We start from the raw sequence: 21,895 nt of genomic DNA, 5'->3' as shown, positions 1-21,895 counted from the left end.
ATCCAGCCGAAAAAGGGCTGTCTTATAATGGGGGCTGTCGCCGAGTTATTGAACAACTTGCAGGGCGACATTAAACCAAACTGCTAAAGCGTTCGCCGAAGCACCCCAGCCGGCAACGCGCCGACAAACTTCATGGAGTGTACGCAATGGCGAACGATTTTCTCTTCACATCCGAATCCGTCTCCGAAGGCCATCCCGACAAGGTTGCCGACCAGATTTCCGACGCGATTCTCGATGCGATCTTCAAGCAGGATCCGCGCAGCCGCGTCGCCGCCGAAACCCTGACCAACACCGGCCTGGTCGTGCTGGCCGGCGAGATCACCACCAACGCCCACGTTGACTACATCCAGGTCGCGCGCGACACCATCAAGCGCATCGGCTACGACAACACCGAATACGGCATCGACTACAAAGGTTGCGCCGTCATGGTCTGCTACGACAAGCAGTCCAACGACATCGCCCAGGGCGTGGACCACGCCTCCGACGACCACCTGAACATAGGCGCTGGCGACCAGGGCCTGATGTTCGGTTATGCCTGCGATGAAACGCCCGACCTGATGCCCGCGCCGATTTACTACGCGCACCGCCTGGTCGAACGCCAGGCCCAGCTGCGCAAGGACGGCCGCCTGCCTTTCCTGCGTCCCGACGCAAAAAGCCAGGTGACCATGCGCTACGTGGACGGCAAGCCGCACAGCATTGACACCGTGGTGCTGTCCACCCAGCACAGCCCCGACCAGAGCGAAACCCCGCACAAGATGAAGGCTTCTTTCAACGAGGCCATCATCGAGGAAATCATCAAGCCGGTGCTGCCCAAGGGCATGCTGACCAAGGACACCCGTTACCTGATCAACCCGACCGGCCGCTTCGTCATCGGCGGCCCGCAAGGCGACTGCGGCCTGACCGGCCGCAAGATCATCGTCGACACCTATGGCGGCGCCTGCCCGCACGGCGGCGGCGCCTTCAGCGGCAAGGACCCCAGCAAGGTGGACCGTTCGGCCGCCTACGCCGCCCGCTACGTCGCCAAGAACATCGTGGCGGCCGGCCTGGCCCGCCAGTGCCAGATCCAGGTGGCGTACGCCATCGGCGTGGCCAAGCCCATGAACGTCACGGTCTATACCGAAGGCACGGGCGTGATTTCCGACGAGAAGCTCTCGGCCCTGGTCAACGAACACTTCGACCTGCGCCCCAAGGGCATCATCCAGATGCTGGACCTGCTGCGCCCCATCTACGAAAAGACGGCAGCCTACGGCCACTTCGGCCGCGATGAGCCGGAATTCACGTGGGAAAAGACGGACAAGGCCGCTGCGCTTCGCGCAGCTGCGGGCCTGTAAGGCCCCGAGCGAAGCGAGCTTGTCCGGCTTTCAGCGCAGGCTCACTTCGCGCAGCGAAGTTAAGGGCCAAAGGCCCGTGCCGAAGCTAAAGAACCGATAAAGCTGCTGCACTCCGCGCTGCAGCCGGCCTGTAAGGCCGCCGGGCAAGGCGGCGTCCTACGCTGCAGCTGACCAAACGCCAGCAACATAGAGCCACCTTCGGGTGGCTTTTTCATGCCTGGCCGAAGGGCCGGTTTCTAGAATTTCGGGCAGGTTGCGCCCGGCCGGCGGCACCATTTCGAGAACGCCATCACGAAAGCTCCCATGCGAAGCACCCTCCACAAAATGGCCGCCAACGTCGCCTGCGCCTTGATCGCCGTGCTCACCCTGATCGGCATCAGCGAGCTGTCGTATGACAAATCCATGGATGCGATGGACGAGGTGGCGCAGGCCCACCTCACACGCAGCCATGTCCAGCGGCTGCTGCGCGACGTGCTCGACGCGGAGACCGGGCAGCGCGGCTACTTGCTGACCGGCGACACCATGTACCTGGAGCCCTACAAGGCCGCCATCGCGGACATCGGCCAGACGCAGGACCAGCTGCGCGAGCTGCTCGCCGCCCGCCAGGATCTGGCCGGGACGCTGTCGCTGCTGGGACGCACGGTGCAGCGCAAGCTGGCGGAGATGGACCTGTCCATCCGCATGAAGAACGAAGGCAAGGACGAGGCCTGGCGTTTTGTCCTGACCACGGAGGTGGGCAAGGAGCAAATGGACGCCATACGCAACAGCGCCGGCCGGCTCATTGATGAAACCAACCAGGACACCGCCAGGGGCTACGCGGAGGTCCGGCGTTCGCTGCTGCTCACGCGCATAGGCATCACCCTGGTGGCGACCGTCGCCTTTGTGGCCTTCTGGCTGTATTTGCGCCAGACCGCCGCCCTGGACCAGGCCGGGCAGCGCCAGCAACTGGCATTGCAGGCCGAGCGCGACCTGCTGAACGTCCAGGTCAAGGAGCGCACCAGCCGGCTGGCCGAGCTGGCCACCCACCTGCAGCAGGTGCGGGAACAGGAAAGAGAGCACCTGGCGCGCGAACTCCACGACGAGCTCGGCGCGCTGCTCACGGCCGCAAAGCTCGACATCACGCGCATCAAAGCCAGGCTGTCCGGCGAAAACGGCGACTTGCCGGCCCGCATCGAGCACCTGATTGAAACGCTCAACAGCGGCATCGCGCTGAAGCGGCGCATCATCGAAGACCTTCGCCCTTCCTCGCTGTCCAACCTCGGGCTGCTGCCGGCCCTGGAGATCCTGACGCGCGAGTTCGCCCAGCGTTCGGGCTTGAGCATCGTCACCAACCTCGAGCCGACGGAACTGGACGAAACCATACAGCTGACGGTCTACCGGCTGGCCCAGGAGGCCCTGACCAATATTGCCCGTTATGCGCAGGCGCAGAACGTGGAAATCAACCTGCTGAGCTACAAGGACTACATCATCGTGACCGTGCACGACGACGGCCGGGGCTTCGATCCGCAGGCCGTGCAGGCATCCAGCCACGGCCTGCAGGGCATGCGCCACCGGGTGGAGGCCTCGGGCGGCCACCTGGAGATCAACACCACCCAGGGCACGACCATTTCGGCCACATTGCCGCTGGTGGTGCGGCGGACCGCGGCGGCACATGTGGCGGGCGGCGCAAATGAAAGCCCGCCTCAGCCGCGCGTGTAAGGCGTCTTCCCAATATGCGGGGTATGGCCCAGTTCCTCTGAGGGCTGGCCATCGGCCTTGGGTTCGGGGATGGTTTTGTTGGTGCCTTCCCGGCCGAATTCATCGGAGGGCGTTTTTTCGGGCCGGCCTGCGGGCGTTTTTGTGCCGCCGGCCCGGCGGCTTTCCGGCGTGGCGCTGGTTCTGGGTTTCATCGCCCGTCCGTCCGAATTCATCAGGTGACAAAACTGCTGGCGGCCGCCATGCAGCCGGGCCCGCCCGCCGCGTGGGGGTTTGCCGATGCCGCCGGCAGGCCGAAATCCTTGCCGGACACAGGAAAAGGCCAGGGATGGCGCGACCGGGCCGGCTCGGCCGCCGGCTCCCGCACCGGGCGCATGGCACGGCTGTCCTGGGCTTCTTCGCGTGGAAAACTGTCTAGAAACATGGTGATGCCGGGTCCGGCCGTGAATGAAGAGGATTTGACTTTAGGGGCCGGCATGGGTGGCAGGTCGTCAGCGGCAGAGGAATTCCGTGTAGGACAAGCTCGGATCGGGTGCATGCCCGGCATCCAGGCCCAATCCCTTGGCGCCGAGGTGGCAACGGGGGCCCAGCTCACGCCCATAGCTTCCCGCTCCACACTTGAAAACAGGATTTTCCAGCCCGCTGCCTTGAAAACACCCCGAATTGCCCCTATGATTAGCACTCGATGGTATTGAGTGCTAACAAGGCCTCGTCAATCCACCAAAGTTAACAAGCACCCACTTTACGCGGGTGCTTTTTGATTCCCAAAACCCAGTGTTCTCAAACAAGGAGCTCTCATGAAACTTCGTCCTTTGCACGACCGCGTGATCGTCAAACGCGTGGAAAACGAAACCAAAACCGCTTCCGGCATCGTCATTCCCGACAGCGCCGCTGAAAAGCCTGATCAAGGCGAAGTGCTGGCCGTTGGCCCAGGCAAGAAGAACGACAAGGGCGAACTGAGCCCCGTGGGCGTCAAAGTGGGCGACCGCGTGCTGTTCGGCAAATACAGCGGCCAGACCGTCAAGGTCGACGGCGACGAACTGCTCGTCATGAAAGAAGAAGACCTGTTTGCAGTGGTTGAAAAATAATTCGCAACGCGAATTATTTTCGTCGAGGCTAACTTCGCGAAGCGAAGTTAAAGGCCGAAAGGCCCGGCCGGAGACAAAAGTAAATCTTCACCACAAACCCCTTATTAACTGAATTCTGGAGAATTAAACATGGCAGCAAAAGACGTCATTTTCGGCGGCGAAGCCCGCGCCCGCATGGTCGAGGGTGTGAACATCCTGGCCAACGCCGTCAAGGTAACCCTGGGCCCCAAAGGCCGTAACGTGGTTCTGGAGCGCTCGTTCGGCGCCCCCACGGTGACCAAGGACGGTGTGTCCGTCGCCAAGGAAATCGAACTGAAGGACAAGCTGCAGAACATGGGCGCGCAGATGGTCAAGGAAGTCGCTTCCAAGACCTCCGACAACGCCGGCGACGGCACCACCACCGCCACCGTTCTGGCACAAGCCATCGTCCGCGAAGGCATGAAGTACGTTGCCGCCGGCATGAACCCCATGGACTTGAAGCGCGGTATCGACAAGGCCGTGCTGGCTCTGACCGAAGAGCTCAAGAAGGCTTCCAAGCCCACCACCACCTCCAAGGAAATCGCCCAGGTCGGCTCGATCTCCGCCAACTCCGACGAATCCATCGGCAAGATCATTGCCGACGCGATGGACAAGGTTGGTAAGGAAGGCGTGATCACCGTGGAAGACGGCAAGTCCCTGCAAAACGAACTCGACGTCGTCGAAGGCATGCAGTTCGATCGCGGCTACCTCTCCCCTTACTTCATCAACAACCCTGAAAAGCAGTCCGCGCTGCTGGACAACCCCTTTGTGCTGCTCTACGACAAGAAGATCAGCAACATCCGCGACCTGCTGCCCACCCTGGAGCAAGTCGCCAAGGCCGGCCGTCCGCTGCTGATCATCGCCGAAGAAGTCGAGGGCGAAGCCCTGGCAACCCTGGTGGTGAACACCCTGCGCGGTATTCTGAAGGTCGTGGCTGTCAAGGCTCCCGGCTTCGGCGACCGCCGCAAGGCCATGCTGGAAGACATCGCCGTCCTGACCGGCGGCAAGGTCATCGCTGAAGAAGTCGGCATGTCGCTCGAAAAAGTGACGCTGGCCGATCTCGGCCAGGCCAAGCGCATCGAAGTGGGCAAGGAAAACACCATCATCATCGACGGCGCCGGCGCCGCTGCCGACATCGAAGCACGCGTCAAGCAAGTGCGCGTCCAGATCGAGGAAGCGACCAGCGACTACGACCGCGAAAAACTGCAAGAGCGCGTGGCCAAGCTGGCCGGCGGTGTTGCCGTGATCAAGGTCGGCGCTGCCACCGAAGTCGAAATGAAGGAAAAGAAGGCCCGCGTGGAAGACGCGCTGCACGCCACCCGCGCAGCCGTGGAAGAAGGCATTGTGGCCGGCGGCGGCGTCGCGCTGCTGCGCGCCAAGCAGGCTGCTGGCGCCATCAAGGGCGACAACGCCGACCAGGACGCCGGTATCAAGCTGGTGCTGCGCGCCATTGAAGCCCCCCTGCGCGAAATCGTCTACAACGCAGGCGGCGAAGCCTCCGTGGTGGTCAACGCGGTTCTCGGCGGCAAGGGCAACTACGGCTTCAATGCGGCCAACGACACCTACGGCGACATGATCGAAATGGGTATCCTGGATCCCACCAAGGTCACCCGCACCGCACTGCAGAACGCCGCTTCCGTGGCATCGCTGATGCTGACGACCGAAGCCATGGTGGCCGAGTCTCCAAAGGACGAAGCAGCTGCCGGCGGCGGCATGCCAGGCGGCATGGGTGGTATGGGCGGCATGGGCGACATGGGCATGTAATGCCCGCCTGAGCTTCTCGCTCCATCAAAAAGGGCCGCTTTCGCGGCCCTTTTTTTATGCGTGCTTTTTATTGCTCGCCCGTCGAGCCGGCGGCAGGCACAGCCGGCGCGGCGCCTTCGTCATACTGGTTGGGACCTTCCGAAGGCTGAACGCACCAGTACAACAGCAACAGGTTGACCAACGGGATCAGGCCGATCAGCAGCAGCCAGCCGGTCTTGCCGATGTCATGCAGGCGGCGCACACCCACCGCGATTCCCGGCAGCAGCATGGCCAGGGCGGCGATGCCGTACAGGATGTTGCTGATCATGCCGGTGACGATCAGGACGATGATCTGAAACAGGAAGAACCACCAGAATTCCGGACGCGATGCCCGGCCGGTGAACGTGACGTACTTGGAAAAGCAGGTAGAGATGGCTTGGCCAAAATTCATGACAGTAGTCCTCCTCGCAAGGTGTTAACAGGGTGAATTCCCTGCCGCATGATAATGCGGCGCGCCTCGCGGGGCTACCGCGGCGTCCGGGGGGCCGGCACGGCGGCCGGTTCGGGCGGGCAAAAGCGCATTGCGCGCATCCGTACAAACCTTGTACGAAGAACGTTTTCAATCGACAAAAGCCGTTGCGTCTGCGCTTCATCGCCTGGACAAAACCCCCATGCAAGCCAGCGCGCACCGGCGCTTGCCGCTACCATGACATTGACACCGATCCCCTGGATGAACCTCCAACACCTTAAAGCAGTCACCCAGCCACATCACCGGACTCGCCATGCCCCTTTCCAGACAACACCTGATTGCCGCGGCCATCATGGCCTCGTCCACATTCCCCGCTTTCGCGCAACAGGCCGGCACCTGGTCTTTGTCGGCCGGCGTCACGCGCATCAAGCCCTCCGTGGACAGCGGCACACTGACGGGCAACATACCCAACGTGCGTGTGGGCGTCAGCAACGATACCCGGGTGACGGGCGCGATCAACTACATGGCCACCGAGCACCTCAACCTGCACCTGCCGCTGGGCCTGGGTTTCCGGCATGACGTCACCGGCGACGGCACGCTCGCGGGTTTCGGCAAGGTGGCCGACACCCGGGCGCTTCCGGTCACGCTGATAGGCCAGTACCGCTTTTTCGAGGCCGAAGCCCGGTTCCGGCCCTACCTGGGCGCCGGCCTGTCGTATGTACGGTTTTACAAGGAGCAGGGCAGCGCCCTGCTGACCGCGCTGACCAACCCCGGCGGCCCGCCCACCGGGGTGTCATTCAAATCCAAGCTGGCCCCCTCCTTCCAGGTCGGAGGCGTCTACAACCTCAATGACAAATGGTTTGTGGAGGGCAGCTATACCAAGACACTGCTGAAAACCCGCGGCACGCTGAGCACGGGACAGACGATTGACGTGGTGCTCGATCCCAACTGCTTCACCCTGCAACTGGGCTACAAGTTTTGAGCAGGGCCACCGCCCCGCGTTGAGCGGGCACTGACGCGGCGCTACTTGCTCGCGACGGCCGAAGCCGAAGCGGGTATGAGCTTGAGCGGCCCGTAGAAGGCCTGCAGCTGGCCTTCGTCCCTTTCACCTTCGGTAAAGACCGCGAAGCTCAGCAAGGCGCCCGGGTCTTCGCCAAAAGCCTTGCGGTAGTCGGCGCGGATGTCGCGCTCGTAGCTGCGCCATTCGTTGTAACCGTGGTCGCCCGAATCGACCACGATCTTGCGGATGCGGTCGGTGCGATCATTGACGACGACCTCGCCGGGCTGCTTGACCCGCGACCACGAATAGACCAGGGTCGCGAACGGCATCTCCTCGCCGGTCAGCAGGCGGCTCAGCTCCGACAGCATGGCGTTTTTCATCGACAGCCGCGAGCGGTCGCCTTCAAAGGCGAGCACCACCCGAACCGGCACATCCTCGAGCTGCGGCAACGCGGCATTGGCACCCGCGCCCGCGACCGCGTTTGGCACGTTCCATGAAAAGCGCACAAGGCCGAGCTGGTCCGGCTCGATGCGGTGGCGGTGGCGCAGGATGCTGCCGGAAGCCTCGACCTTCGCGAGTACCGCATCGCGGCCTTCATGGCGCACATAGCTGTAGCTGGCCGGCTGCTTGCCGGGCACGCGGAATATCTCCCACCGAAGGTCGTCGGGCTTGAGCTCCCCGGCTTTGGGCGGTGCCGACATCGCCGCCCAGGCCGTGCCGGTCACCCCTTCGGCCACACCCACGGTGCCGCCCTGGCTGACGGGCTCGTCGGCGTCGGCGTCCTCAGCATCGGGGGCGCGCGTTGCGCAGCCGGCGGCCAGCGCTGCCGTGAGCACCGCCGCGGCGAACATCGAAAAACGGGAAAAAACTCGGCAAGGCGTGACGGGTAAAGACATCATGCGAAATCATCGAAAAATCAGCGAAGCGGCAAGTTGACCACGAAACCGCGCGCTCCCGTCAGGGAAAAAAGCACGGTTTTGCGCGAATCAGCCGGAAATCTTGCGTAACAGGCCGGCCGTCGAGCCGTCAAGGCCGGACAGGTCACCGCTTTGCAGGCGCGGCTCTATGTCCCTGGCCAGCACCTTGCCGAGCTCGACGCCCCACTGGTCGAAGCTGTTGATGCCCCAGATCGCACCGCTGACAAACACGCGGTGCTCCTGCAGCGCGACCAGCGCGCCCAGACTGGCGGGCGTGAGCCGCTCCAGCAGCAAGAAGGTGCTGGGCCGGTTGCCGGGAAAATGTTTGTGGCCACCCACATCGTCCTTTCCCTGCATCAACGCCTGCGCCTGGGCCAGCACATTGGCCAGCAAGGTGGCGTGATGCCCAGGCAGGCTATGGCCGGCCTGCTTGACGGCGACAAACTCCACCGGCACCACCGAGCTGCCCTGGTGCAGCATCTGGAAATAGGCGTGCTGGCCGTTGGTGCCGGGCTCGCCCCACAGCACGGGTGAGGTGGCAAAAGGCAAGGCCTGGCCCTCGGCGTCGACGCGCTTGCCGTTGCTTTCCATTTCAAGCTGCTGCAAATAGGCCGGCAAGCGCCGCAAAGCGCTGCTGTAAGGCGCGATGCTGCGGCTGCTGAAGCCGTAAAAATTGCGGTACCAGACGTCGAGCAAACCCAGCCGCACCGGCAGGTTGCGCGCCAGCGGCGCCGTGCGGAAATGCTCGTCCATGGCATGCGCGCCGGCCAGCAGCTCACGAAAGCCGGCCGCGCCTATGGCGATGGCGATCGGCAAACCTATGGCCGACCAGAGCGAATAGCGCCCACCCACCCAGTCCCAGAAGCCGAAAGTCGTCTTGATGCCGAAAGCACGGGCCGCCGCAACATTGGTCGTGAGGGCCGCGAAATGCCGGCCGACATCCGTGCCGCCCTGCGATTCAAACCAGCGCCTGGCCGAATGCGCATTGGTCATGGTCTCGGTGGTGGTGAAAGTCTTGGACGCCACCAGGAACAGCGTGTTTTGCGGCTTGAGCCCCTGCAGCACGCCGGCCAGCTCGCCGCCGTCGACGTTGGAGACAAAGTGAAAACGCTTGCCGGGGATGGCGAATTCAGCCAGCGCCAGCACCGCCATCTGCGGGCCCAGGTCGGAGCCGCCTATGCCGATGTTGACGATGTCGGTGATGGCCGCGTCGGCGCGCAGTTGCTCGGCATAGGCCAGCATGGCGTCCAGGGTTTCATGCACGCGCGCGAGATCGCCGTCCATGCCGGCAGCGGCCGGGCTCCGCAATAAAAAATGCTTGACGGCGCGCTGCTCGGTGCCATTGATCAGCTCGCCGGCAAACATGGCATCGCGGTGCTGCTCGAGCCGGCATTGCGCGGCCAGATCCAGAAGCAGAGTCTCGCTGGTCGTGTCGATCAGGTTTTTGGAGAGATCGGCAAAAACATGCGGCGCTTCCTGGCTGAAATGCGCAAAGCGCCCCGCGTCGGCCGCGAAGGCCTGGCGCAGGTCAAAGGATTTTCCCTGGGTGTCGAAGCAGTCCTGCAGCGCGGCCCAGGCCGGCGTGCGGTCGCAGCGGGGTCTTGGCTGCACGGCCATGCCTCAGGCCGCCAGCATCAGCTGTTCGAGCTTCACGGCGTCGGCCGCGAAGGCGCGTATGCCCTCGGCCAGCTTTTCGGTGGCCATGGCGTCTTCATTGAGCGCGTAGCGAAAACCCGCTTCGTCGTAGTTGACGGCGGGCAGGTCCAGCGCGGCCGCCGCCTTGGCGTCGAGCGCACGCGACAGCGGCGCGTCGGAAGCCGCCAATTGGCCCAGCAGCTCGGGGCTGATGGTCAGCAGGTCGCAGCCGGCCAGCGCGGTGATCTGGCCCACGTTGCGAAAGCTCGCGCCCATCACCTCGGTGGCGATGCCGAAGTGTTTGTAATGGTTGTAGATCTCGCGCACCGACTTGACGCCGGGGTCGTTGGCGCCGGCCATCGCGGCCTCGTCCCAGGCCGCGCCGGCGGATTTTTTGTACCAGTCGTAGATGCGTCCGACGAAGGGCGAGATCAGCTGCACCTTGGCCTGGCCACAGGCCACCGCCTGGGCGAACGAGAACAGCAGGGTAAGGTTGGTGTGGATGCCACGCTGTTCGAGCTTTTCGGCCGCCTGTATGCCCTCCCAGGTGGCTGCCACCTTGATCAGCACGCGGTCTATGTGTATGCCCTCGGCCTGGTAGAGCTCGACGATGCGCTCGCCGCGCGTGTAGGTGGCATTGGCGTCAAAGCTCAGGCGCGCATCGACTTCGGTCGAAACGCGGCCCGGAATGATGGAGAGGATTTCGCAGCCGAAGCGCACCAGCAGGCGGTCCATGGTTTCGTCGAGGGCGCGCCCCTTGAAGCGGGCCACGGTGTCCTTGAGCAAGGGCTGGTAGTCGGGCTTTTGCACCGCCTTGAGGATCAGCGAGGGGTTGGTGGTGGCGTCCTGCGGCTTGAACTGCCCCAGCTGCTTGAAATCACCGGTGTCGGCAACCACGGTGGTGAACTGTTTGAGGGCGTCGAGTTGGGTCATGGCGGGGATGCTGGGCATAAACGCGAAAGTGGTCCGGATGAAACACCGCGGGAGCACCTGGAGGCGTGCATCTCGCGGGTTCAGGGTCGAGTTACCATTATGCCCATAGAATATGAAACTTAATTACCAAGACACTTTTTTACCATGAGTTTTGACCTCATCCTCTTCGGCGGCACCGGCGACCTGGTGTGGCGCAAGATCATGCCGGCCCTGTTCCAGGCCTTTCGCCATGGCTCACTGCCGCCGGGCGGGCGCATTGTGGGTGTGGCGCGCGACGATCTGTCCGACGACCAGTACCGCGCGCTGATCAAGTCCCGCTTCGACAACGTCGAGCTGGCCAAGCGCCCCAGCGAGGAGGAGTTCTCGCGCTTTGCCGCGCTGCTGGGCTACCTGCGCATGGATTTGTCCAACCCGGCGGATTACGCGGGGCTGGCCGCCAGGCTGCAGCAACGGCCGGCCGATGTGGTCGTGATGTATGTGGCGACGGCGCCCAGCCTGTTCACCACGGTGTGCGAGCAGATCGCCGCCGCCGGCCTGAACGGCCCGCAGACGCGTGTGGTGCTGGAAAAACCGCTGGGCCACGACCTGGCCTCGAACCGCGCCATCAACAAAACAGTGCGCAGCGTGCTCAACGAGCAGCAGATCTTTCGCATTGACCACTACCTGGGCAAGCCCTCGGTGCAAAACCTGTTCGCGCTACGTTTCGGCAACTCGCTGTTCGAGCCGCTGTGGCGCCGCGAGACCATCGCCAACATCCAGATCACGATCGCCGAGGACCTGGGCGTGGAAAAACGCGGCGCCTTCTACGACAGCACCGGCGCGCTGCGCGACATGGTGCAGAACCACGCGCTGCAGCTGCTGTGCGCCATCGGCATGGAGCCGCCCATCAACTCGCATGCCGACGCCATACGCGACGAAAAGCTCAAGGTGCTGCGCTCGCTCAAGCCCTGGACGCCAGAAACACTGGGCCAGCACGTGGTGCGCGGCCAGTACGCGGCCGGCAGCATTGACGGCGAGGCCGTGCCGGGCTACCGCGACGAAAAAGGCGTGCCCCCCGACAGCCGGACCGAAACCTTTGTCGCCCTGCGCACCGAAATCGCCAACTGGCGCTGGGCCGGCGTGCCCTTTTACATCCGCACCGGCAAGCGCCTGGCCGGCCGCGACGCACACATCGAGGTCAACTTCCGGCCGGCACCGCACGCGATTTTCAAGGCCTCCACCTCCGGCTCCAACGTGGCCAACCGGCTGGTCATCAACCTGCAGCCCAAGGACGGCCTGGAGCTGCACCTGCTGGCCCAGGGCGCCGACCAACGCCGCGGCACATCCTCGCTGGCGCCGGTGCAGCTGGACCTGGATTTCGACAAACGTTTCGGCTCCGAACGCGTGGGCGCCTATGAAAGGCTGCTGCTGGACGTGATCGACGGGAGGCTTAACCTTTTTGTGCGCAGCGACGAACAGGAAGAAGCCTGGCGCTGGGTGGAGCCCATCCTGGACAGCTGGAGCAACGATTCCGGCGCGCCTCGGCCTTATGCCGCCGGTAGCTGGGGGCCTAGCGCGGCTAGCGCGATGATCGCCAGAGACGGATATTGCTGGTCTGAGGAGTGCTGAGCATGCTCGACCGGATCAAGGCGTCTCTTTCCTCCTTAGCCCCCGCCGAGCAACGCGTGGGCCGCCTTGTGCTGTCCGACCCACGATCTTTTGCCAACCTGCCGATCACCGAGCTGGCCGGCCGCTCGCATGTGAGCAAGCCCACCGTGGTGCGCTTTTGTCGCAGCATGGGTTACGACGGCCTGTCGGACTTCAAGCTCAAGCTGGCGGGCAGCGTGAGTGAGGGCGTACCCTTTATCCATCGCAGCGTGGACGCCGACGACAAGACCGCCGACGTGATGGTCAAGGTGATAGACAACACCGTGGCGGCGTTTTTGAAATACCGCAACGATGCGAGTTCGGTGGCCGTGGAAAGAGCGGCGGACGCGTTGCTGGCGACCTATAACACCGGCAAACGCATCGAGTTTTTCGGCGTGGGCAACTCGGGCATCGTGGCGCAGGACGCGCAGCACAAGTTCTTTCGCCTAGGCATCACCAGCATTGCCTACAGCGACGGCCACATGCAGGTCATGAGCGCCTCGCTGCTGGGCCCGGGCGACTGCGTGGTGGTGATTTCCAACTCGGGACGCACACGCGACCTGATGGACGCCTGCGACATCGCGCGCAAAAACGGCGCCACCACCATCGTCATCACCGTCACCGGCTCACCGCTGGCCGCAGCCGGCAACATCCACCTGGCGGCCGACCACCCCGAGGGTTATGACCGCTACAGCCCCATGGTGTCGCGCCTCATGCACCTGATGATCGTCGACATCCTGGCGACCTGCGTGGCACTGCGCATAGGCAGCAAGCTGCAACCGCTGCTCAAGGAAATGAAGAACAACCTGCGCAACAAGCGCTACGCCTGAGCTCAGGCCAGCGGCAGCGAACGCTCCACAATGCCCGCGAACAGCGCCGAGCCCAGCGGCAGCACGCTGTCGTTGAAGTCATAGCAGCTGTTGTGCAGGAAGCGGCTGCCCACGCCGCCGATGGTGCCGCCTTTGCCGTCGGGCAGTTGCTCGCCCTGGCCCAGGCGCAGGTAGGCACCCGGCTTGACGCGCAGCATGAAGGAAAAATCTTCCGAGCCCATGCTGGGTTCAAGGTTGCTCACCACGTTTTCCGCACCCACAAGCTGGTCCGCCACGGCGGTGGCCAGCGCGTATTCGGCCGGCGAATTGATGGTGGCCGGGTAGATGCGTTCATACTTCACCGTGGCGGTAGCGCCGAAGCCCTGGGCCACGGCCGCGCACAGCTCCTTGAGGCGGCGCTCGACCAGGTTCTGCACCTCGGGCTTGAAGGTGCGCACCGTGCCCACCAGCATGGCCGTTTCGGGCACCACGCTCATGGCGCCCAGGTCGCCCGCCTGCACGGCGCAAATACTGATCACGGCGTTGTCCATGGCCTTGACGTTGCGCGACACAATGCTTTGCACCGCGGTGATGATGTGAGCGGCCACCAGCACCGGATCCACCGTCAGGTAAGCGTGTGCACCGTGGCCGCCTTTGCCGGTCACCTCGATGGTGATGCGGTCGGCCGCGGCCATCATGGGACCGGGGTTGATGCCTATGGTGCCGGGCCGCATCGCGGGCCAGTTGTGCATGGCGTAGATCGCCTGCACCGGAAAACGCTCGAACAGGCCGTCCTTGATCATCGCGTCGGCCCCGCCGCGCCCCTCTTCCGCGGGCTGGAACACCAGCACGGCGTCGCCGGCGAAGTTGCGCGTCTCAGCCAGGTAGCGGGCGGCACCCACCAGCATGGTGGTGTGGCCGTCGTGGCCGCAGCCGTGCATCAGGCCGGCCTTGGAAGACTTCCAGCCGAATTCGTTGTGCTCGGTCATGGGTAGCGCATCCATGTCGGCGCGCAGGCCCACCATAGGCCTTGCACCCGCCTTGGCGGGCTGTTGGCCCTTGATGACGGCCACTACGCCGGTTTTGCCGATACCGGTGTGCACCTCGTCCACCCCGCACAGCTTGAGCGCATGCACGACGCGGCTGGAGGTATAGACCTCTTCGAAACCGAGTTCGGGATGGGCGTGAAGGTCACGCCGGAATGCCGTCAGTTCGGGGTGGTACTGCACGATCTGCGCGAAGGCACGGCCGCTGGCGCGCAGTTGGGGCGGCCGGTCAGAACTATCAGCGTTATCGGGGCTGTCTGCCGCGGTGGATGGGAGGGAGGAGGCAGCTGGAAGGCTTGGAAGGGTGGCCGGAGCGCGCATGTCAGTGAGGTTCCGAGTTCAGCAGTTTGAATACTAGTCTTGAAGGGATGGCGGTGCAAACACAGGGCTTTGGGAAATCCTGGCCGATGCGGCGGTCATACCGGGGACGGCCGTGGCGTTCAAGGACTTGCTCATCAATCTGACAGGGCCGTACCATGCCGAGGCTTTTTGCCGTGTGTTGTCGCTGTCCGTCATGATGGCAATGCCGACCAGTGCGCCCGGTGCTTCGCCGAAGGCTTTCTCATAATCGGCGCGGATGTCGCGCTCATAGTCAAGCCATCGGCCCAGCCGCGCGGGCCCGGACTCAAGCACCAGCTTGCGGATGCGGTCGGTGCGGGGATTGATGAGCACGCTTTCCGGCGCGCTATGGGTGCCCCACACATACATGAGGGTCGCATAGGGCATAGGCTCACCCGTCAGGGCCAATGCCAGTTCGGACAGCATGGCATTTTTGGCGGAAAACTTGGAACGGTCGCCCTCGAAGGCCAGCAGCACACGCACCGGAGAGTCATCGCTGTCGCGCTGCGTCATGTCGGCGCCGGAAATCATCGTGGGCACCTTCCAGGAGAAGCCCAGTTTGCCCAGCTCCGAAGGCTCGACCCGCAGATGTTGCCGCAGCATGCTGGCGGCGCTGTCGGACTCACTGAGGACGGCATCGCGTCCGTCCAGGCGAACCGCCCGGTAACGCGTGGATTTTTTACCCGGGAATGCGCAGTGCTGCCATTTCACCGTCTCGGGGTTTGAAAGAGGACTTGCATTGGAATTCAAGGGCGACGCCGAAGTCCAGTGCACATCCTGGCTGGCTGCGGGCGCGCTTGTTTCGACTCCCGCACAGGCGGTCAACAGCAACAGGCAACTGATGACCACAAGGGTGCGCAGCACGCCCAAGGAGCAAAAAAACGATGTGGTCATGAAAAAGATAGCGGGTATTCGGGGAGGTTGCCAGGCTTGCAGGCTTGATGTACCCGGAAAAACAGGGAACCAGATAACTCAACGCGGCGGGCGCGGAAAAGTTTCAAAAAACCGCACGGCTTTTGCCATAAAAAAAGCCGCCTCGGGTTTCCCCGAAGCGGCTTTTGGATTCTCATAAGAAACTGGCTTAAGCCAGCTTCAAATTAGAACGTGTGGCGAATGCCAGCTGCGTACGTGGTGGTACGGGTGATGTTGCTGGTAGGAGCCAGCGTCATGGTGCTGTTAGCCACGTTGTCGTAGTTCTTCGTGCTGACGGCACCCGTGTACAGGGTGGTGCGCTTGCTCAAAGAGTACAGAGCCTGGATACCCCAGCCAGTGCTGGAACCCAGATCGTCACCCTTGGAACGTGCATAGCCAGCGCTCAGGGTCGTTGCGCCCAGAGGCACTGCAACGCTCAGGCTGTACTCTTTTTGAGCTGCCAGTTCGTGGGAAACGCCGGTACGGAAGGTCGTCAGGACGTCCTTGAACTTGGCGCGGTTGGCACCGAAGCCGACTTTGGCAACGCCGAAGTCATAAGAAACGTTCAGCAGCGTGTTGACCAGGGCTGGCTTGGTCGTGGCGGTGCGAGCAGCGCCTTCGGACTGGTAGCCGCCGGAGATCAGCAGAGGACCGTTTGCGTACTTCAGGTTGGCAGAGATCGAGTTGCTTGCGCTGACAGCGGTCGTCTTGTCTTCGCCGAAAGCGTACATGAACGAGCCGGTGAAGCCGCCGAAATTAGGCGAAACGTACTTGACGCTGTTGTTGAAGCGGGTGTTGAAACCAACCCAGGTCACGTGAGCGCCGGAACCTTTGCCCGAGCTCAGGACGCCTGCGCTGGTAACACTACCGTGCGTCAACAGTGCGACATTGCCATTCAGCGTGCCGATTTGGCCAACGGTAGTCGTGCTGAAGCCGTTGTTGGTGTTCGAAGGATCGAACGGGCTCTGGGCCATCATGGCGTGGTCACCAGCGACGTCGTCGTAGGAGCTGGAGTTGCGACCGATGGTCACGGTACCGAAGCCGCTGGAGATACCCACGTTGGCGCGACGGCCGAACAGCAGGCCGCCTTGGCCGGAAGAACCATCGTCAAGGTTGATACCGCTTTCGAGGTTACCGATGACAGCCATGCCGCCGCCGATGTCTTCGCTGAAGCGAATGCCCCAACGCGAACCGTTCAGGCCGCCGGAGTCAATTTTGGCTTGGCTCAGGCCGGAGACTGCAGTACCAGCAGCGTTGAGCTGATTGGTCTTGTAGCTGCCGATGTTGGCGTCGAGCAGACCATAGATGGTCACGGTCGACTGAGCTTGTGCTGCACCAGCCATCGCGCCGAGTGCGGCCAAAGCGATAAGGGTCTTTTTCATTGAGAGTTTCTCCAAGGTTAAACATAGGGCTCCGGCACGGGGACCATTTCTGACTTGCGTCTTCATGGCTCCACCAGAGACCCGGGCCAACCCCCTTTCGGGAAGTTGGCTCTATTGCACCAGACTGGGCTTCAATTCGCAAAGGAATGCCCGAAAAAACAGGCAAGCCGTTGTGCTCAAACCACAAACAAAGGGCTGACAGTGGAAAAGAAACAACGCCCGAGCAAACCGGGGATTCCGGCTCGCCAAAACCCGCTTTTTGGCTGGTTTCGGCCAACCCAACAAAAAAAGCCGCTTCAAGGAAGCGGCTTTCCACGCAACCCCGCGCCAGGGCGGGGTTGAGCTTAAGACTCAGGCCAAGCCTGGATCAGAACGTGTGGCGGATGCCGACGCCGTAGGTGGTGGTCTTGCGATCAGCCACGCCGGTGTTGGTTTCCTTGCCGGTCTGCACGCCAGCGTACAGGTTCGAACGCTTGGACAGTGCATACAGGCCAGCCAGACCGTAGCCGGTGCGCTTCAGGTCAGGAGCGCCAGCCAGGCGGGTGCTCTTGGAGCGGGCATAGCCGCCGGACAGCGTGAAGGTGCTGGAGACAGGGAAGTCCAGGCCGATCTGGTATTCCTTGGTCTTGTCCGTTGCCAGGGCGGTCACGGGGCTGACGCCGTTCTTCACGTTGCCGTAAGCGCCGAGCAGCTTGACCACGCCGAAGTCATAGGAGCCGTTCAGCTGCGTGTACTTGACGGCGGTGGCAGCGGCAGTGGCCTTTTCGCTCTGGTAAGCCAGCGAAGCGCCGATGGGGCCGTTCGCGTAAGCAACGTTAAAGCTGATGATTTTGCCTGCGCCGACAGCGGCGGTCTTGTTTTCACCGAAGCTGTACATACCGGCAGCGGAGAAACCGCTGATGTCCGGGGTCTGGTAGTAGATCGAGTTGCCGGGACGGTCCGAGTAGTTGTTGCTGGCCCACACGCTGGTGGAAGGCGCAAACAGCAGCGAGTCAAAGCCGGCAGCGCCAGAACCCTTGACCATATCGTAAGGGGTCCACATCTTGCCGAGCTTCAGTTCACCGAAACCACCGGAAACGCCAACCCATGCCTGACGGCCGAAGACCGCGGTGGAAACTGCGTTGGTGTAGGGGTTGGTGTAGTTGTTGGCGGCGCCGGTGCTGGGGTCAAAGCCGGCTTCCAGCAGGAAGTTGGCTTTCAGGCCGCCACCGAGGTCTTCAGAGCCCTTCAGGCCGAAACGGCTGGTCTGCAGACCACCGCCGCTGCCGGAGAAAGGATGCGGGACGTTCACGCCGGACTGGCTGAGGTTGTTGTCCTTCACGGTACCGATCCATGCATCCACCAGACCGTAGATGGTCACGGTGGACTGGGCGGATGCCACGCCGGAAACGGCCAGCACTGCCAGGGCGACTAGGCTTTTCTTCATCATTAAAAATCTCCAAAAAGGTGGGGAACACATGAACACATAAAAATTGCGAACATTTAAAGGGCTTTCTGACTACCCCAGGTCGATTTGAATCGATCTGTCACAAATCACACAAAGCCCTTGCCGCTCTATTAGCAACTTTCACGCCCGATTGTTGGTGTCTCGCGACACATCGCTCGTTGCGCCTTTCAGCAGGGCATCACTTTGGCTCGATATGCCTTTTGATGCCGCGCGAACACACCAAAATGGCGCTTTTTTCGCGGCATGCATCGTTTTGGTGAAAAACTCGGTAGCAACCAGCAACCAGCAACCAGCAACCTGCGTTCGGCTGCGTTCGGTTTTCCGGTCTTCCATAGCAATCCCGAGGACACTGCGGCAAGCGGTTCTCGCCGAACCGCCGCGGTGATTCGCCGGAATGTGGCTCACTTACCACGGGCCGGCCAAAATAGAGCCCACCCCCTAAGCCGCATTCAGGCATCCGCCGACAGGGCGCCTAACCAGCCCCCGGCTGGACGCGGAAGCCGCCGCCACAGAGGGGATGAGCCGGAAATGACGGAGTTGCCCGGCATTTTTTCGGGCTTTGCCGGGCCGGCAAAAACCTCGGGTTTTCCCCTGTCGCGAAAGTGATACCCCCCGTAGTGGCACTCTTTACGGTTCACCCCATCGCCATTAATCTTTCCTTCACAAAGACGGCCTGCAGGGTAAGGACGGGCGTCAAAGTTTTCCCGCCATTCACCGCTTTTTTATCAATTACAAACTCCTGGAGACTCCATGAAAAAACTGACCCTCGTTGCAACTGCGATCATGGGACTTTTGTCCACCTCGGCCGCCATGGCGCAAAGCACCGTGACCGTCTACGGCATTCTTGACGCAGGCTATAACCACGTCAGCGGCCTGCGCCAAGGCTCCGTGAGCACGATCGCCAGCGGCATCATGGAAGGTTCGCGTTTCGGCCTTCGCGGCTCGGAAGACATAGGCAGCGGCTACAAAGCCATCTTCACCCTCGAAAACCGCCTGGAACTGGACACCGGTTCCGTGACCAACCGCCCGAACTCCGGCACCCAGATGCCTGACCGCGTCGCCACCTCGGTGGCCGCCGGTGTCGCGGGCCTTCCGATTCCTGTCGCAACCCGGGATACGATCATCGCCGGCGTGAACAACACGCTCGCGACCGGCGCATTCGGCGTGAACCTGGCCGGCAACCTGTTTGACCGCCAGGCCTATGTCGGCCTGGTGACCCCCGTCGGTGCCTTCACATTCGGCCGCCAGTACACGCCCGGCTACCTGGTCGCCGCGCAGTTTGATGCTTCGCAGACCCAGTCCAGCCTGGCCGCCGGCCAGGTCGCCAGCCTGCCCGCCGCATTTGACATCCGCCTGAGCAACACGCTGCAATACGCGATCCAGACCGGCGGCGTCACCGCATTGCTGATGTACGGCGCGGGTGAAGTTGCCGGCAGCAACTCCGCAAGCAGGTTCTGGGGTGGCATGGTCACTTACAAGGGCGACGGTTTCTCGGTGGGCTATGGCCACAACGGCAAGAACAACGAGCTGGGCCAGAAATCCCTGACCAACGACCTCATCGGCGCCACGGTCGACGTCGGCCCCGGCACGCTGTACGGCCAGTACGCCACCATCAAGGACGACAACCCAAGCGGCATCTCCTCGATCGCCTCCTCGGTCACCACCCTGTCGGGTAGCGCGGTTGTCGGCGCGGCGTTCCAGAACGCCTACAACGCCGCCTTCCGCCAGGATGCCCGTCTGATGCACATCGGCTACCGCCTCACCACCGGCCCACACACCTGGGTGGTGGCCTTCAACCGCCTGGATGACAAGCGCACGGTCAATGCCGATACCGATTCCTACGGTTTCACCTACACCTACGCACTGTCCAAGCGCACCAACCTGAATGCCGTGCTGACCCGCTTCAACAACAAGGGCCAGGGCCAGGTTGCACCCGGCGGCAACGGTTTCCTCGGCGGCGTGACCTCGTCTGCCGGCGTGGGCTCCACCAACATCGCCTTGGGCATCCGCCACACGTTCTAAACCGAACCCCGCTGCCCGATTCAAACCGGGCCGGTTACGCAAAAAAGCCTCCTCACGGGGGCTTTTTTCATGGGCGTTCCCATGGCGCGTGCCCGGCGCTAACATGGCACCATGACCACCGCACTCGACACCGCGCTGAATGCCGCCGACGGCGCATTGCGCACCCTTTTCGCCGCCCCCCGCGCCAGCCGCGCCTGCCCCACCGTGCCCGGTGAAAAAACCGAGCTGGCGCTGCAGGACAAAGCCTTGTCGGGCGCGCTGATGCGGGTCAACCATGTGGGAGAGGTCTGCGCGCAGGCCCTGTATGCGGCGCAGGCGCTGGGCACGCGCGATCCGGCGCTGCGCGAGCACTTTTTGCAGGCCAGCCGCGAGGAAGGTGACCACCTGGCCTGGACCAAGGCTCGCTTGGACGAACTGGGCGCGCGTCCCTCCCTGCTCAACCCCCTCTGGTATGCCGGCGCCTTCGGCCTCGGGCTGGTCGCCAGCCGGCTGGGCGACCGCCTGAGCCTGGGTTTTGTCGTCGAGACCGAGCGCCAGGTCGAAGCCCACCTGGCCGGCCACCTGGAACGCCTGCCGCAAGGCGACCATGAGTCTCGCGCCATCGTGGCGCAGATGAAAGACGACGAGGCCCTGCATGCGCGCGAGGCCGAACAGGCCGGCGCCCTGCAGCTGCCCGAGCCGGTCAAGGCGCTGATGCGTTCGGCCGCGCGCGTCATGACCACGACGGCGCACTACCTCTGAAACGGCAGCGCCCCGTCCGGGCTGCTTAAACCTCCAGCACTTCGAAGCTGGTGGTGATCTCCGCGGTTTTCGCCAGCATGATGGTGGCCGAGCAGTATTTGTCGTGGCTCATGGCCACGGCGCGCTCCACGGCGCTGGCGGACAAGCCCTTGCCCGTCACCACGAAGTGCATGTGGATCTTGGTGAACACCTTGGGGTCCACCGGTGCCCTTTCGGCACTGAGCTTGACCGAGCAGCCGCGCACGTCCTGCCGGCCGCGCTTGAGAATCAACACCACGTCATAGGCCGTGCAGCCGCCGGTGCCCGCCAGCACGGTCTCCATGGGCCGGGGCGCCAGGTTGGCGCCGCCGTTTTCGGGCTTGTCCGCGTCGGGCGCGCCGTCCATCACCAAGGTGTGGCCGCTGCCGGTTTCGGCAAGAAAGCTCATGTTGGAGCGTGACCCCGTGATAGTGCTGTTACCCGTCCAGCTCACCGTGCATTCCATAAACCCCGCTCCTTATGCATAAAATTTATAACTGAAACCGTGAAAAATGTGGAGTTTGTGCCACAAGAGATTGTGCAGCGCAACATTGCTCCGCTATACTGAAATCATCGCACCAATACCGATGCCCCGGGCGTCCCAAGGTATTTTGTGCACTGGTTGTCTCCTCCACCTCCTCTAAGGGTGGATTTACAGGCCCAGACCGCAAGGTCTGGGCCTTTTTTCTTGCCGGCACGGCTTCTTGCGGCGCTTCTTCGCTGG

General features: G+C 62.9%; 22 protein-coding genes. 10 read left to right on the top strand and 12 right to left on the bottom strand.

Annotation, left to right across the window (positions count from 1 at the left end; genetic code table 11):
• Nucleotides 1-146: 146 nt before the first annotated feature.
• A complete protein-coding gene (gene metK / locus AC1DUN_RS12400; RefSeq protein ID WP_477714218.1) occupies nucleotides 147-1,331 on the top strand; it encodes a methionine adenosyltransferase in 1,185 nt (394 codons plus the stop codon).
• A gap of 303 nt (nucleotides 1,332-1,634) precedes the next feature.
• Nucleotides 1,635-3,029 (top strand): CHASE3 domain-containing protein, encoded by a 1,395-nt coding sequence (locus tag AC1DUN_RS12395; RefSeq protein WP_477714217.1) that lies wholly within the window; start codon nucleotides 1,635-1,637, stop codon nucleotides 3,027-3,029.
• On the opposite strand, the gene AC1DUN_RS12390 is transcribed toward AC1DUN_RS12395, so the two are convergent.
• Together AC1DUN_RS12390 and AC1DUN_RS12385 are read right to left on the bottom strand one after the other, a co-directional pair.
• Nucleotides 3,014-3,220 (bottom strand): hypothetical protein, encoded by a 207-nt coding sequence (locus AC1DUN_RS12390; protein ID WP_477714216.1) that lies wholly within the window; start codon nucleotides 3,218-3,220, stop codon nucleotides 3,014-3,016. The genes AC1DUN_RS12395 and AC1DUN_RS12390 overlap by 16 nt on opposite strands.
• Nucleotides 3,221-3,240: 20 nt before the next feature.
• Nucleotides 3,241-3,450, bottom strand: coding sequence for a hypothetical protein (locus AC1DUN_RS12385; RefSeq protein ID WP_477714215.1), 210 nt, complete (start codon nucleotides 3,448-3,450; stop codon nucleotides 3,241-3,243).
• Between the two features lie 373 nt (nucleotides 3,451-3,823).
• On the opposite strand from AC1DUN_RS12385, the gene AC1DUN_RS12380 reads away from it, so the two are divergent.
• Nucleotides 3,824-4,114: a co-chaperone GroES gene (locus AC1DUN_RS12380; protein ID WP_007872916.1), complete on the top strand. Its 291-nt coding sequence runs from the start codon at nucleotides 3,824-3,826 to the stop codon at nucleotides 4,112-4,114.
• A 129-nt stretch (nucleotides 4,115-4,243) separates the two neighbouring features.
• Nucleotides 4,244-5,896: a chaperonin GroEL gene (gene groL, locus AC1DUN_RS12375; protein WP_477661019.1), complete on the top strand. Its 1,653-nt coding sequence runs from the start codon at nucleotides 4,244-4,246 to the stop codon at nucleotides 5,894-5,896.
• Between the two features lie 67 nt (nucleotides 5,897-5,963).
• On the opposite strand, the gene AC1DUN_RS12370 is transcribed toward groL, so the two are convergent.
• Nucleotides 5,964-6,326, bottom strand: coding sequence for a DUF805 domain-containing protein (locus AC1DUN_RS12370; protein WP_477714214.1), 363 nt, complete (start codon nucleotides 6,324-6,326; stop codon nucleotides 5,964-5,966).
• A 331-nt stretch (nucleotides 6,327-6,657) separates the two neighbouring features.
• Between AC1DUN_RS12370 and AC1DUN_RS12365 the strand changes: the two genes are divergently transcribed.
• Nucleotides 6,658-7,326, top strand: a complete 669-nt coding sequence (locus AC1DUN_RS12365; RefSeq protein ID WP_477714213.1) for an OmpW/AlkL family protein — start codon at nucleotides 6,658-6,660, stop codon at nucleotides 7,324-7,326.
• Nucleotides 7,327-7,367: 41 nt separating this feature from the next.
• Here the strand turns inward: AC1DUN_RS12365 and AC1DUN_RS12360 are convergent, their stop codons facing one another.
• The 3 genes from AC1DUN_RS12360 to tal all read right to left on the bottom strand — a co-directional run bounded on the left by AC1DUN_RS12360 (nucleotide 7,368) and on the right by tal (nucleotide 10,829).
• Nucleotides 7,368-8,243: a DUF3047 domain-containing protein gene (locus tag AC1DUN_RS12360; RefSeq protein ID WP_477714212.1), complete on the bottom strand. Its 876-nt coding sequence runs from the start codon at nucleotides 8,241-8,243 to the stop codon at nucleotides 7,368-7,370.
• 87 nt (nucleotides 8,244-8,330) lie between these two features.
• Complete coding sequence (gene pgi / locus AC1DUN_RS12355; protein ID WP_477714211.1) at nucleotides 8,331-9,878, bottom strand: glucose-6-phosphate isomerase; 1,548 nt, start codon at nucleotides 9,876-9,878, stop codon at nucleotides 8,331-8,333.
• A gap of 3 nt (nucleotides 9,879-9,881) precedes the next feature.
• Entirely contained in the window at nucleotides 9,882-10,829 is a 948-nt protein-coding gene (gene tal, locus AC1DUN_RS12350) for a transaldolase (RefSeq protein ID WP_477714210.1), read from the bottom strand.
• Between the two features lie 144 nt (nucleotides 10,830-10,973).
• On the opposite strand from tal, the gene zwf reads away from it, so the two are divergent.
• Together zwf and AC1DUN_RS12340 are read left to right on the top strand one after the other, a co-directional pair.
• Entirely contained in the window at nucleotides 10,974-12,437 is a 1,464-nt protein-coding gene (zwf, locus tag AC1DUN_RS12345; RefSeq protein WP_477714209.1) for a glucose-6-phosphate dehydrogenase, read from the top strand.
• A gap of 2 nt (nucleotides 12,438-12,439) precedes the next feature.
• Nucleotides 12,440-13,285 carry a MurR/RpiR family transcriptional regulator gene (locus tag AC1DUN_RS12340; protein WP_477714208.1) on the top strand — a complete coding sequence of 282 codons (846 nt, stop codon included), beginning with the start codon at nucleotides 12,440-12,442 and terminating at the stop codon, nucleotides 13,283-13,285.
• A gap of 2 nt (nucleotides 13,286-13,287) precedes the next feature.
• Here the strand turns inward: AC1DUN_RS12340 and AC1DUN_RS12335 are convergent, their stop codons facing one another.
• Both AC1DUN_RS12335 and AC1DUN_RS12330 read right to left on the bottom strand, forming a co-directional pair.
• Nucleotides 13,288-14,631, bottom strand: a complete 1,344-nt coding sequence (locus AC1DUN_RS12335) for a M20 aminoacylase family protein (protein WP_477714207.1) — start codon at nucleotides 14,629-14,631, stop codon at nucleotides 13,288-13,290.
• A 33-nt stretch (nucleotides 14,632-14,664) separates the two neighbouring features.
• Nucleotides 14,665-15,360 carry a DUF3047 domain-containing protein gene (locus tag AC1DUN_RS12330; RefSeq protein WP_477714374.1) on the bottom strand — a complete coding sequence of 232 codons (696 nt, stop codon included), beginning with the start codon at nucleotides 15,358-15,360 and terminating at the stop codon, nucleotides 14,665-14,667.
• Between AC1DUN_RS12330 and AC1DUN_RS12325 the strand changes: the two genes are divergently transcribed.
• Nucleotides 15,320-15,721: a hypothetical protein gene (locus tag AC1DUN_RS12325; protein ID WP_477714377.1), complete on the top strand. Its 402-nt coding sequence runs from the start codon at nucleotides 15,320-15,322 to the stop codon at nucleotides 15,719-15,721. The two genes, AC1DUN_RS12330 and AC1DUN_RS12325, sit on opposite strands and share 41 nt — an antisense overlap.
• 25 nt (nucleotides 15,722-15,746) lie before the next feature.
• Here the strand turns inward: AC1DUN_RS12325 and AC1DUN_RS12320 are convergent, their stop codons facing one another.
• The 3 genes from AC1DUN_RS12320 to AC1DUN_RS12310 all read right to left on the bottom strand — a co-directional run bounded on the left by AC1DUN_RS12320 (nucleotide 15,747) and on the right by AC1DUN_RS12310 (nucleotide 18,723).
• Nucleotides 15,747-16,943, bottom strand: a complete 1,197-nt coding sequence (locus AC1DUN_RS12320; protein ID WP_477714206.1) for a porin — start codon at nucleotides 16,941-16,943, stop codon at nucleotides 15,747-15,749.
• A gap of 367 nt (nucleotides 16,944-17,310) precedes the next feature.
• On the bottom strand, nucleotides 17,311-18,372 hold the full coding sequence (locus AC1DUN_RS12315) for a porin (protein WP_477714205.1): 1,062 nt from the start codon (nucleotides 18,370-18,372) through the stop codon (nucleotides 17,311-17,313).
• A gap of 138 nt (nucleotides 18,373-18,510) precedes the next feature.
• A complete protein-coding gene (locus tag AC1DUN_RS12310) occupies nucleotides 18,511-18,723 on the bottom strand; it encodes a hypothetical protein (RefSeq protein ID WP_477714204.1) in 213 nt (70 codons plus the stop codon).
• Between the two features lie 417 nt (nucleotides 18,724-19,140).
• Between AC1DUN_RS12310 and AC1DUN_RS12305 the strand changes: the two genes are divergently transcribed.
• Together AC1DUN_RS12305 and coq7 are read left to right on the top strand one after the other, a co-directional pair.
• Entirely contained in the window at nucleotides 19,141-20,412 is a 1,272-nt protein-coding gene (locus tag AC1DUN_RS12305) for a porin (protein WP_477714203.1), read from the top strand.
• Between the two features lie 111 nt (nucleotides 20,413-20,523).
• The gene (gene coq7 / locus AC1DUN_RS12300; protein WP_074577865.1) at nucleotides 20,524-21,153 is read left to right on the top strand and encodes a 2-polyprenyl-3-methyl-6-methoxy-1,4-benzoquinone monooxygenase; all 630 of its coding nucleotides are present in this window, start codon (nucleotides 20,524-20,526) and stop codon (nucleotides 21,151-21,153) included.
• A gap of 25 nt (nucleotides 21,154-21,178) precedes the next feature.
• Here coq7 and AC1DUN_RS12295 read toward each other — a convergent pair whose 3' ends face one another.
• Nucleotides 21,179-21,637, bottom strand: coding sequence for an OsmC family protein (locus tag AC1DUN_RS12295; protein ID WP_477714202.1), 459 nt, complete (start codon nucleotides 21,635-21,637; stop codon nucleotides 21,179-21,181).
• Nucleotides 21,638-21,895: the final 258 nt, after the last annotated feature.

The organism is Polaromonas sp. P4_F6 (assembly GCF_056401275.1).
The sequence above is the reverse complement of the archived record's forward strand: the minus strand, read 5'-3'. Positions and strand labels throughout refer to the sequence as shown.